Raw genomic sequence first — 12,013 nt, 5'->3', positions numbered from 1 at the left:
TGCGGGCGACACCTACTCGGCGCGCTGAAGCTGCCACTCTCTGGTTTGCGTGAGCAGAAGCTTTTCGGTGCTGCGCACCCAGTGCTTGAAGTCATCGGAAGTAGCCGGGGCGGGGGCTGCAATATGCGCCGCCAACTCGGTTACCATGTGCTGGTACCGGCTCAGCAGTGATTCCGTTTTTTCGGTGGTTGTGTAAGCTTTGTGCAGCGCAATAACGGCAATCAAGACAGAGGTCAGATTATATTGCCGAAAAATGGTATGCCAGTCGAACGCAATATCCAGCGCTTCGAAGAAGGCCCACGCCAGCGCAATAATAAGCAGCGCGAGCGCCACATAATGGTGCCGCCGGTTGCGCTTGATGAGAGATGCCAGGCGACTGGAAAAATAATGCTGCTGCTCGTGAAGCCGGTGCTGCCGGTACCATTGAACCTGCTGCTCCAACGGTAGGACCACAAAGTGCTGTCTGGCGGTTTGCAAGGCGGGCATGGCCAGATATGGGCTAAGCGACGGTGCTGCGCCGCCGTCGATAATGCGCTGGGCTACCTTGCGCCAATCGGCTTCGGCCACGTGCGGATGGTTGGTTGGCTCTTCGGCTCCCGCCAGCAGCAGCCAAGCCCGGCTCTTGAGTTGCTCGGCCACGGCTCGCACATGAATCCAGCGGCCAAACCGGTGGTGGTGGCGCACAGCGTATTGCACCTCGTAGAGCAAGCCCAACGCCCCGATGGTGGTTAGTGAAATCAGCGAAAATTTGAGCACCTGGGTGTTCGGTGCCAAATAGTGGCGAAGCAGCTCGCCGCCTGCCACAACGGCGGCAATGATGCCCAAAACCACCAGGGATTGGATGTAGCGGCGGCGCCAGGTCTGCTGGGCTTCGTTGGCGGCAGCATCTAAAGCAACGTACAGAGGAATGGTGTGTTCAGGGGCTTTCATGGCAGGTGAACCGGGGAGGGGGGATACTTCAAAAATTGCCGATTGACCATCAGGCGTTTCATGCGCAGCATACGGCCAAATTCCTGGGTGCCGCCAGCTAAGCTGGTTTGGTCTTTTTGCAGCAGCAGCACGCCCAGCACCGTGGTGTGTGCACTGGCGGCCTTCGCCTGCGCCAAGTGCAGCATGGCTTGGTTGCAGCGCTTAAAGGGGCGCGCGCAGGCCCGGTAGGGTGCCTTGGATGTGAAGTGCAGGGTCGTGGCCCGGCGCAGTACCAACTTGTACAAGGCCAGCCAATTGGGAGATGGCACTGTGGCATCTTCTGGTTTGGCGTAAGAAACCGATTGACCGATAAAATCGGGCTGGCGCAAGGGCAGCACAATGTGCAGCGGGATGCGCCGCCGCAGGCAGGCCAAGGCAAAAAGCAAATCGCCGCCCGCCGCCAGGCTACTCACCGCCGCCCGGGGCGGCCCCAATGCTTGAATGCCTTGGGCCATTTTATTAAGTTGCGCACGGGCCTGAGGTACCCCCGAGGGTGGAAAACGCGGCTGGTTCCGGCGGCGGCTGTCTAGGCGATGGCCGGAAAAAAGGAGTATAGCCAAAAATTTGAAATTGGAAGGGTCAAACCGCAAGCGGCACTTATGGAAAAACAACCAGCAAAAACCACTTCGGACCCGCAGGCGTGGCGGACCCACGGAGATGGCGATGGAAAGCGCTTGTCATGCGGCCACAAGTGCTCGGATTCGGTCTGTAAGTTACTATGACTTTTAAACGGATTATAAGAACATAAGCAGCGTCGCACCACCCGTTGGGCGCTAAGCGCGCGTATGCCCGAGAAAAGGGTGCATCGGAACTGCGGTGGCTGCGCAGACGTCCGAGGCGCGGATTTGGGCCGCCAGCCATATCGCGTTCTGCTCACAGGCGAATGCGGGTGCCCTTTAATTCAACGTGCGAAATACCTAGCGTAAACGCCTCACCCGATTGCAGGAAAGCGGCCTCGGCCTGGCAGTTTTCCAGAAGGTGGAGGTGGTCGGGGACGCCTACATCTTCTGCAAGCTTGGAGGCGTAATTGACCGGCGCCCCGCCGACAATGTTGGTACTGCCGTCTTTTTTCAGCTCCCGCAGCACATGGCCGTAAGCCATGCCGAACGAGCAGCTAAGCTCAATGGAGCGGGTGGCGGCGCATAGTTTCTGAATGAATGCTACCATTGCCTGGAACGAGGCTTCCAGCACAATGACGACCGGGCCGGCGTACTCCGCCACATCGATTCCGAACGTATGCGCGGTTTCCCGAATTAGGTAATGCCAGGCAACAAGTTGGAGCTGTTTTTCGAGCAGCAAAACACCTTCGTCCACGTGCAGCTTGATGAAGCAAACGTGCGTTGTGATGAGCAATTCGGCATGCAACGCGTCAAGGTGCTGAGCGTCCGAGAAATTGACATTTTGCAGCGTCGCAATCAACCCGGCGCTAAAAGGCATGGGGTACGCGGCGGCGCGGCGGGGCACGGCGTGGGTCAGGCTGGCGTATTGCACTGACCACAGCGTGCCGGCGGGGGCAAATTCATCGACCCCGTCGAAGGGGTGGAAGAGGGATTCATGCCCCACAAGAGGGCGGCCTTCCCACACAATGGCCGTCGGGCCAATTTCGTCTTCTGTAATAGCATCAAGGACCTGAAAAGCCGGGCCGAATAGCGTGTTCTGCACCTCATAAAATTGCCCTCGGCGCACTCCCATGCCCACCTGCACCGTGCATTCGCGCTGAATGGTCTTTTGGGCCAGCGCCATCTGTTCCAGTACATCGAGCGACTTTAGGGGCGAAGGGTAAAACATGCAGGTATTGTCGGCCTTCCAGGTGCCAATGCCTTGTCCGCCGATGGCCGCGCCACATTCAAAAATGATTTGCTTGGGGTAATGAATCAGCAGCAAGACCTCCAACACATGCCGCTCGGCCGACAGGCGCGTGAGGCCCGAACTGTCGGACTCGACCACCACGCCGTGCACGGCATAGTCGCTGAGAATGGTGTGCTGGGCGTGGGCGGTTCTGTCCGATTTCAGCCAGCGCTCCAGCACCTCATAAGGTAAATTTTTTCCGGTGGCCCACCGCAAGTCGGCAGTTGAAGGAATGATTTTGTCTAGTTGAAAATGCGGTTTGGGCATGGCGCGAACCTAAGCATGGAAGTAAGCATTTGAACAGCTGACCGAAGCCATAACGAGCCAACACCGCGCAACTCCCGCCGCAAGGGTCTACCTCGGCAATCAAAACAGCCGGCGAGGAATGCGAGCATCGTACAATATTGGCTGAACAATATACTGAACAGAGTTCAAACGGAGGGCTTCTGTTTTGCTAATGAAGTCAACGCTGGCACCCCCGAGCGAGCACCAAGCTTGTGACCGGCAACGAAGAGCACTGAGGGGCCGTCCGCAGGAAACCCAAGGCTTATGTAATGTCGTATGCTTATTCTCAGTTAGTTCCTTTTTCACCCTAATTCTCACACCTCATGAACACGAAACCATTCTTCGCCGCAGCGGCCCTGCTGGCCGCCCTCGCCACGCCGGCTTTCGCCCAAGACATGAAAACCAAGGCGGACGACGAAAAGACCAAGACCAAGGCCGACGGCATGACCACCAAAACCAAGATGGCCGACGACGGCAAGATGAAGGTGAAAGGCAAGTCGGACGCCGGCGATAAGATGAAAGCCAAGACCATGCCCCGCAAGGGCGAGGCCATGGGCACCAGCACCAGCACCACAACCACTACCTCCAGCATGAGCACCACCAGCACCATGAGCTCCGGTGGCGGCGTGATGGTAGGCGGCGCCATGATGACGCCCGACAAAGACATTGTGGACAACGCCGTGGGCAGTTCCGACCACACCACCCTGGTAGCCGCCGTGAAAGCTGCCGGCCTGGTCGAAACCCTGAAAAGCGCCGGCCCCTTCACGGTATTCGCGCCCACCAACGCCGCTTTCGACAAGCTGCCCGCGGGCACGGTGAATTCGCTGGTGCAGCCAGAAAATAAATCCAAGCTCACCACTATTCTTACCTACCACGTGGTGCCCGGCCGCTACACCGCCGGCAACCTCACCCCCGGCCAGGTGCTGACCACCGTGGAAGGCGAAACGCTGACCGTGATGAAAAACGGCAACGGCGTGATGATTAAAGACGCCAAAGGCGGCATGGCCCGCGTCACCATCCCCGACGTCATTTCCAGCAACGGCGTCACCCACGTCATCGATACGGTGCTGATGCCCACCAAGTAGGCACCGAGCATAATACACAAAAAGGCCCGCCAGAACAGTCTGGCAGGCCTTTTTGCGTTATTGCATTCGGTTTACTCCAGCATCAGCCGGCGGCCGACGGTGCGGCCGTCGGCCAGCAGGAGGCGCACGGTGTACACACCGGGCGGCAGGGTGGGCAGGGGCAGCGTGGCCTGGCCGGCCTGGGCGGCGGGCTGCTCCCACACGGTGCGACCGAGGGCATCGAGCAGGGTAGCGCGGGCAAAGCCCGGGCCTTCCACACGCACGGTACCGCGGGCGGGGTTGGGGTAAAGGCTGTATGCGGCGGCCTCACGGGCTGAGGCGGTGGCCGTGGTCACGTTGTTGGTCATCACCGGGCGCATCATGAGGGCACCGCGGGGCCCCACGAAACGGGTAGAATCCCAGACGCCTACGTAGTTACGGTTCCAGAGGTAGCCGGGCGGAAAATAGTTGTTCAGGTCCTTGCCGTAGCTCAGGAAGCGCCCCGTGGAGGGCTGCGAAAAGCCCACGTAGAAAATGCCAGAAACGGGGACCGGCTGGTCGAAGGTGATTTCAACGTAGGGCAGGCCGCTCGGCAGCGGGCCGGTGCCGGGCAGGGTGGCCGTTTTGGTGGCCACGGGCGTCGCGCTGGGATGGCCCGCGTCGTCGTTCCACACGCTGATGGTGACGGGGCGCGCACTGACGTCGGCCGGGGTGTACACGGGGTAGAGGCGCAGGCCCCCCACGTGGTCGGGCTGGTTGAGGTTGAAGCGGTAGGCCAAAACCTCGGCCTGACCGGTGGACCGGGCCGGAATCTGGGTGTACGCTTCGGCCGTGCCATCGTCGTAGGCGAAGTAGTTATTCAGGTCCACGTCGCGCGAGATGGTGTCGTTAGGCGTGGCACGCGGCGCATCCAATCCATTGGTGTTAATGGTTAGGGTGTAACGCAGGCGTTTGGGGGTGGCCGTAGCGGGTACCGCCACCGTTGCGGCCGAACCCGTTTGGGGGGCGTTGCGCACGTTCGGGACGATAAGGCGCGGGGTTTGCAGCCAGGTGCCCAGGGTGGTGCCGGCGGTTAGGTCGCGCACCGTACCGGTCACGGTGATGGGGCGGGACAGGGGTGGAGTGGGCAGCTCCAGGTTGGTCAGGTTCACGCCCAGGTTGGCGCTCAGCTCGCTGGTGGTGGCGGCATTAAACTGCCACACCGGCATGGCCGTGTAGCGCCGTAAAGGGCTGCGCAGCCCGCCCGAGGGGCTGCTGCCCACCAGGCCGGCACCAGTGGCCACGTCCACAAACGTGGTGTCGGTGAGGCCGCGGGCGCGCCCACGGTCCAGCAGCACGTAGTCGATGTTCCAGTTATCGGAGTTATCGGAGGCGTTACCGCTGGCTACCAGCATAAACTGAAAGGTGCCGTGCAGGTACTGGGTCTGGTTGAGGTCCATGACCTGCTGGCGGAAGCCGGTGCGGACGCGCTGGCTGTTGTAGCTCCAGGCCCGCACCCAAGTATTCGTGCTGTTTTTAAGGTAAAGCTCCAGCCGCACCGGGGTGCTACCCGAGTTGCCGTTGGGCGTGCCCACGATGCTGCCGGCCTGCCAGGCAAAGCTCAGGTATACCTGGTCGTTGACGGTGAGGCCGCTCAGGTCGATTTCCTGCGATTTCAACGAGTCAATGCTGCTGTAGAACACGCCGGTGCTGCCGCTGTAGTTCTGGCCGTTGGCTTTGAGGCCATCGAGCGTAGCCGCGCCGCGCGTGAGGGGCGCCAGCGCCAGGCGGTTGCTCACCAGCGCGCCGCCCGTGGGCACCCAGCGGCGCGGGTCGGGGGCGCCGTCGAGGGGGGTGATGAAGTCATCAAAAAATGGCAGCGACAGGGCCGTGGTGCGCTGCTGCACAGCCGGATTGGCTTTCGGCATATACGCCGCGCGTCCCGGGTCGGCCGGCAGCGGGCCTGAGGGCAGTAAAACTTGACCATGGGCTGCACCAGAGGCGCAAAGCAGCGCCGGCATCAGCAAGCGGCAACACGTGCGGAATCGTTTCATCATACCAATGCGGAAAGGAGTTTCAATACCCAACGCCTGGGTATGCCAAAAAATTGCGGGTCAGCCGGTTATTTCGCTACCCAAATATCCACCAGCTGGCCCGTGCGGATGGTGGCATCGGGGCCGGCCACGGGGCGCTGGCGCACCACGGTGCCGGGTGTCTGGCCGTCTTCGGCGGGCTGCTCAAACACCTCGCCCTTTTGCAGGCCCTGGCCCGAGAGGAGCAGCAGGGCTTCGTCCTGAGGCATGTTGATGAGGTTGGGCACGGCAAAGGTCTGGTTGCCCTGGCCGTCGCCCACCACCAGGTCCACGGTGGCGCCCTTGGTGATGGGCGCGCCAGCCGCAATTTCTTTGCCGTTCACCAGCTGCTTGAGCACCTGCCCGGGGGCCAGGTCGGGCACCAGCTGAATCTGGCCCACCACGAGGTCGTAGCTTTTCAGAATGAGCGCCGCGGCCTTCGAGGAATTGCCCACCAGCTTGGGCATCTTGATGACGGGAGGGTTTTTCATGCTCACCTGCACGTAGATTTTGCGGCCTTCCTTCACCTTCTCGCCCGGGGCGGGGTCTTGCACCAGCACCGTGAAGGGGCGCACGCTGGGGTTGTAGCTGGAGTCGTCGACGAAGTAAGCCAAGTTGCGCTCGTCGAGGTAGTTTTCCAGGTCAGCCACGTTCATGCCCGTCACTTTCGGCACCGTGATGGTCTCGCCGTGGTGCGTGCTCATGGGCAGGTACACGTAGAAAAAGCCCAGCACGAGCAGCAGGCCCGCCAGGGCGATGAGCACCAGATGCTTCACAACATCAAGCGGGGAATTAGCAGAAAAAAACGACATGCGGTAACGGTAACGAAGCTATTTGAAAGAATAAAGAACGTCATGCTGAGCGAAGTCGAAGCATCTCGCGTGCTGAAGTAATCATTTACTCTTGCACGCGAGATGCTTCGACTTCGCTCAGCATGACGTACTAGTTGGCGGGCACGGCCTTTTCAACCCGCGCCTTGCCGAACTCCAGAATCCGGTCGATGAACTGGTATGGCGTGTAGCCGGCCAGCGCCGTCTGGTGGAAGATGCAGGTGGCGGGCGTCATGCCGGGCAGGGAGTTCACTTCGATGATGAGCACCTCCACCTCACCGCCCTGGCGCACGCGCACAAAGGCGTCGATGCGCGCATAGCCCTGAATATCGAGCACTTCGGCCACGCGGCGCAGCACGGCCTTCACCTCATTGCTGATGCGCTGGCGCTCGGCCGGGTCTGGGGCGTAGCGGGCGGGGGTGATGTTCTGGCCTTCGCCGGCCAGGAATTTTTCTTCCAGGCTCAGCACCTCGCCGGTGGCCAGGGCTTCGCTGGCTTCAAATACTTCGATGTTGAGCTGGCCGTTCGTATCATAAGACGTGAGCAGGCCGCCGGTGATTTCGAGGAAATGCGCGGCCCCGTCGCGGCTGATGAGCGTCTCGACCAGGAAGGCATCTTTGCGCGGGAATTCCTCTTTGAAGCCCAAGTGCAGCACCTCAGCCGGGCCGGCCAACAGGTCTTCTTCGGTGCGGAAGATGAGCTGGCAGAAGGCTTCGAGCTCCGCGCGGTTTTTAATTTTCTTCACCGCCGAGGAGCAGCCGTCGTCGGCCGGCTTGGCGATGAAGGGGTAGGGAAACTGCGTTTCGAGGCTGCGGTAGAAGCTTTCGGCGTCGGCCTGCCACTCCAGCTTGTTGGCCATGCGGTGTTCGGCCACCAGCAAGCCGGCCTCGCGCAGGCGCTTGTTCGTTTCGAACTTATTGATGGTGATGCTGCTGCTGGCCACGCCCGAGCCGTTGTAGGGCAGGTTGAAGCGTTCCAGCTCCTGCTGCAGGGCGCCGTCCTCGCCGGGGCGGCCGTGCAGGGCAATGAACACCTCGTCGGCCAGCTGGGCCAGCTCCTCGAACGAGATGCGGCGCGGCTGGGCCAGCGCCTGCCCGGCGTAGGTGCGGGTGATGTCGCCGGCCTCACGCCGGATGCGCTCCAGAATGGGGTGCGTGGCTTCGCCGGCCTCGGCGTGCTCTATTTTCTCGCGGATGTCGTCGGCGTTGTCCTTCAGCATCACGTTCACGGGCAGCACATACAGCTTGTGCTCCGCGCTGGAACCCGTGAGAAATACCGGCACCGGCGCGTACTTGGCCGAGGAGCTGAGCTTCTCGTAGATGTTGCGCCCACTCTCCACCGAAATGTGCCGCTCCGAGGAGTAACCGCCCATAATCACGGCCACCCGAATGCGCTCGGTGGCCTCGTGCTGGCGGCCGGCCACGGCGGTATCGAGCTTAGCGAGCAGTTGTGCCAAATTCACCGGATGCATTCCGGCGCGGCGCCGGGCAGCCAGCGAGGTGCGAATGAGGTAGGTGAGAAACTGCGAGGGATTTAGCCCGATTTCGGCCGCCTGGTGGAAGAAGAACGAGGCCGGCAGCATGCCCGAGGTGGTGTTCGGGTCATTCAAAAACAGCCGGCCATCGTGCGCCACAAAGCCGTCCAGACGCGCGTACACCTGGAAGCCAAAAGTGCGGAACATCTCCTCACAAGCCTCCCGGATTTCCTGAATTTTCGCCTCGGGCAGGTCGATGGGCGTGATTTTGCGGGCCAGGCCGGGCAGGTATTTCGAGCGGTAGTCGAACATTTCCTCGCCCTTCACAATCTCCGTCGGGGGCAGGGCCAGCGGCAGGCCGTTGGGGTCTTCCACCACAATGCACGAGAACTCGCGGCCGGCCACAAAGCTCTCCACCAGCACCTGGGTTTCGCCGTCCACATTGGTCAGGCGCACGGCTTCGGCCGTTTCCAAGGCCTCGGTCAGAGCCGTGAGCAGGGCTTCGGGGTGGTAGATAGTTGTCGGTTGTTGGTTGTTCGTTGTCAGGCTAGCCTCACCACTAACAACTGACAACGGATAACTGTCAACTACCACCGGCAGACCGATGCCTTCGCGGATATCCGTGAGGTGCTGCACCCAGGCAATGCGGTCCTGCTCGCCGAGGCGCTGCCAGTCGGCGCGCGTCACGGTTTTGCGGAACAGGCTCTTATCGATGGCGGCCTCAAACTTGGCCAGGTCGTCGGTTTTCAAAATGCTTACTCCGATGCTGGAGCCCTGGCGCGGTGCTTTGAGCACCAGCGGCAAGCCCAGCTCGCGCACCAGGTAAGCAAGGGTGGCGGCGTGGTCCGTCAAGTCCCATTCCTCGGCGGCGATGACGCGGAAGTCGGGCGTGGGGCGGCCCAGGGCGTGCAGCAGGTTTTTCTGCGCGATTTTATCGATGCCGAAAGCCGACGGCAGAATGCCCGAGCCCGAGTAGGGGATGCCCAGCCACTCCAGCAGCCCCTGAATGGCGCCGTCTTCACCGCCCGGCCCGTGCAGGGCCAGAAAGGCAAAGTCCATTAGCTGTGGCAGTTCCTCGGCCTGCACCGGGCGGCCCACCTGGGCAATGGCCGTGGCGCGCGCATCGGGGCTGAGTTCGCCCAGGCTCTCGATGTACACCTGCAAATGGTGCACGGTAGGCGGCAAGGCGCTCACCGGCGGGTAGAAATCCCGAATGGTGCCTTTGTAAATGAACTGCCAGTCGAGCAGAATGAACTGCCCCAGGCTATCCACGAAGATGGGCACGGGCTGAAACAGCGCCTTGTCCAGATTATCAAACACGGTGCGGCCGCCCGCGAACGAAATTTCTCGCTCGCGCGAAGTGCCCCCGAAAAAAATGCCGATTTTCATAAGTGTCGCAAAGGTAAGAACCCGTAGCGCGGACTTTTAGTCCGCGTCCCCGCGCGGTGCGGCTGGTGGGCGGTTTCCGCCGCCTCGCGGACCAAAGTCCGCGCTACAGCAGCGCCACCAGCTCCGCCACCAAAGCGGCATCTGTCTCAAATTGTTCCGTCGCGAACAGCCCATCGGCCGGGTTGGCCGGCAGCCGGCGCTTGGCGCTGGTGTGAAACTCGTGCGCGCCCGTGTGCCGGGCCAGCTCCTGGATGTTGGCCGCCGAAACGCCCGCACCCGGCATGACGCTGATGCGCCCGGCCGCTTGCTGCACCAGCGCCGCCAGCTGCGTTTGGCCGGCCTCGGCCGTGGGGTAGCCACCCGAAGTGAGCACCCGCTGGCAGCCCAGCGCGATAATATCTTCCAACGCCTGCGACTGGTTGGGGCACACATCGAAGGCGCGGTGGAAGGTGACTTGCATAGCACCCGCCCGCTCGATGAGCCCCCGGCAAGCGGCCAGAGCTACGCGCCCAGCCGCATCGAGCGCGCCCAACACCACCCCGGCTGCCCCCAGCTCGCGGCATATCCCGATATCGGCCCGCATCATGGCCAGCTCATCGGCCGAGTACACGAAACCGCCCGGCCGCGGCCGAATGAGCACAAACACCGGGATGCTGAGTTGCGCCAGCGCTTCGCGAATCAGGCCGTAGGAGGGCGTGATGCCGCCCTGCTCCAGGTTTTGGCACAGCTCGATGCGGTGCGCGCCACCCGCCTGCGCCGCCAGGGCTGAGGGAAGGGACGCTGCGCAGATTTCCAGGGTGAGGGACATGTGATTGAACGTCATGCAGAGCGCAGCGAAGCATCTCGCGTGCAGTACTAATCCTTTCGGTTGGAATGCGTTGCGCACGCGAGATGCTTCGCTGCGCTCTGCATGACGCGCAATCCTATTTCAACAAAAACTCACTATCCCGCAGTACCGGCGTGTCGGTAGTGCTCACGGTGAAGTTGAAGCCTTTTTGCAGGGCATACGCCCCCGTCTGTCCGGTTTTGCTGAGGGCAATAAACGCCACTTGAATGTCCTTAGCCTTGGCGCCTTTGATGGCGGCAATGCGCCCGATGGCCTCCTGGCAAGCCTGCTGCGGCGTGCGGCCCTGGCGCATGAGCTCCACCACGGTGTGGGCGCCAGCAATGCGCACCACGTCCTCGCCCTGGCCGGTGGCGGCGGCGGCCCCCACCGCCGGGTCCACGAACAGGCCCGAGCCGATGAGGGGCGAGTCGCCCACGCGGCCGCGCATTTTGAAGGCCATGCCGCTGGTGGTGCAGCTGCCGCTGAGGCGGCCCTGCGCATCAAGCGCCAGCATGGCAATGGTGTCGTGGTTTTGGGGGCCGCCCACGGGGCCGGTGGGCTTGCGGCCGCTGTTCTCGATGTTGACGACGGGCTTGTACTGGCTGGTTTTCAACCACTGCTCATAGGCCTTTTTGGCGTCGGCGCTCAACTGCTGCGGTTCCAGCGGGAAGCCTTGGGCCACGGCAAACTGCTGGGCACCCTCGCCCACCAGCAGCACGTGCGGCGTGCGCTCCATTATGCGCCGGGCCACGCTGATGGGGTGCTTGATGCGCTCGAGGCCGGCCACGCCGCCGCAGTTGAACTTCTCGTCCATGATGCAGGCGTCAAGCGTCACGATTCCTTCCCGGTCGGGGTTGCCGCCCAGACCCACGCAGCAGCCTTGTTCCGACTCGGTTACCATCACGCCGGCTTCCACAGCGTCGAGGGCGTAGCCCCCGGGGCCGATGATTTTCCAGGCCCCTTTGTTGGCGTTCACGCCCGCGTCCCAGGTAGAGATGACGACCGGCTTGCCGGCCACCGGCGCGGCGGGCAGCGCCACAGCCGCCAGGGGAGAGGCAGCCAGGCCGGCCAGGCCAGCGGCGGAGTTTTGCAGGAATTGGCGGCGGGAGGACATGGCTGTAAGATTGTATTTGTGTGAAAAAAACGGTCATGCTGAGCATTCCGCGCATCAAGGCCGTGCGTGCCGCCGCAGCATCTTTGCCGCGCAACGTGCTTGCTCCGATTGGATTACTCCCGCGATAGAGATGCTACGACTGAGCTCAGCAGGACGTGCCATT

9 protein-coding genes and 1 pseudogene are annotated in these 12,013 nt (G+C 62.1%); 2 read left to right on the top strand and 8 right to left on the bottom strand.

Annotated elements, in window-relative coordinates:
- Positions 1–12: 12 nt before the first annotated feature.
- The 3 genes from I2I01_RS04575 to I2I01_RS04565 form a co-directional block, all read right to left on the bottom strand.
- Positions 13–930 carry a DUF4231 domain-containing protein gene (locus tag I2I01_RS04575; protein ID WP_196285226.1) on the bottom strand — a complete coding sequence of 306 codons (918 nt, stop codon included), beginning with the start codon at positions 928–930 and terminating at the stop codon, positions 13–15.
- The gene (locus tag I2I01_RS04570) at positions 927–1,424 is read right to left on the bottom strand and encodes a hypothetical protein (RefSeq protein WP_196285225.1); all 498 of its coding nucleotides are present in this window, start codon (positions 1,422–1,424) and stop codon (positions 927–929) included. Before I2I01_RS04570 ends, I2I01_RS04575 begins: the two co-directional genes overlap by 4 nt.
- A 418-nt stretch (positions 1,425–1,842) precedes the next feature.
- Positions 1,843–3,084, bottom strand: coding sequence for a hypothetical protein (locus I2I01_RS04565; protein ID WP_196285224.1), 1,242 nt, complete (start codon positions 3,082–3,084; stop codon positions 1,843–1,845).
- A gap of 341 nt (positions 3,085–3,425) precedes the next feature.
- Between I2I01_RS04565 and I2I01_RS23645 the strand changes: the two are divergent.
- A pseudogene (locus tag I2I01_RS23645) lies at positions 3,426–3,593 on the top strand (hypothetical protein); the annotation flags it as partial.
- Between the two features lie 99 nt (positions 3,594–3,692).
- Complete coding sequence (locus I2I01_RS23130) at positions 3,693–4,187, top strand: fasciclin domain-containing protein (protein ID WP_230678914.1); 495 nt, start codon at positions 3,693–3,695, stop codon at positions 4,185–4,187.
- 71 nt (positions 4,188–4,258) lie between these two features.
- Here I2I01_RS23130 and I2I01_RS04555 read toward each other — a convergent pair whose 3' ends face one another.
- From I2I01_RS04555 to I2I01_RS04535, 5 genes are all read right to left on the bottom strand, one after another.
- Positions 4,259–6,073, bottom strand: coding sequence for a T9SS type A sorting domain-containing protein (locus I2I01_RS04555; protein WP_196285222.1), 1,815 nt, complete (start codon positions 6,071–6,073; stop codon positions 4,259–4,261).
- A 194-nt stretch (positions 6,074–6,267) separates the two neighbouring features.
- Entirely contained in the window at positions 6,268–7,029 is a 762-nt protein-coding gene (locus tag I2I01_RS04550) for a PASTA domain-containing protein (RefSeq protein ID WP_196285221.1), read from the bottom strand.
- Between the two features lie 130 nt (positions 7,030–7,159).
- Positions 7,160–9,910 carry a D-alanine--D-alanine ligase family protein gene (locus I2I01_RS04545; protein ID WP_196285220.1) on the bottom strand — a complete coding sequence of 917 codons (2,751 nt, stop codon included), beginning with the start codon at positions 9,908–9,910 and terminating at the stop codon, positions 7,160–7,162.
- 103 nt (positions 9,911–10,013) lie between these two features.
- Positions 10,014–10,733 carry a copper homeostasis protein CutC gene (locus I2I01_RS04540; RefSeq protein WP_211537809.1) on the bottom strand — a complete coding sequence of 240 codons (720 nt, stop codon included), beginning with the start codon at positions 10,731–10,733 and terminating at the stop codon, positions 10,014–10,016.
- A gap of 100 nt (positions 10,734–10,833) precedes the next feature.
- The gene (locus I2I01_RS04535; protein WP_196285219.1) at positions 10,834–11,850 is read right to left on the bottom strand and encodes a N(4)-(beta-N-acetylglucosaminyl)-L-asparaginase; all 1,017 of its coding nucleotides are present in this window, start codon (positions 11,848–11,850) and stop codon (positions 10,834–10,836) included.
- Positions 11,851–12,013: the final 163 nt, after the last annotated feature.

The sequence above is a fragment of the Hymenobacter properus genome (assembly GCF_015694735.1).
GTDB lineage: Bacteria > Bacteroidota > Bacteroidia > Cytophagales > Hymenobacteraceae > Hymenobacter > Hymenobacter properus.
Note: the sequence above shows the minus strand (reverse complement) of the source record. Positions and strands in the feature narration are given on the sequence as shown.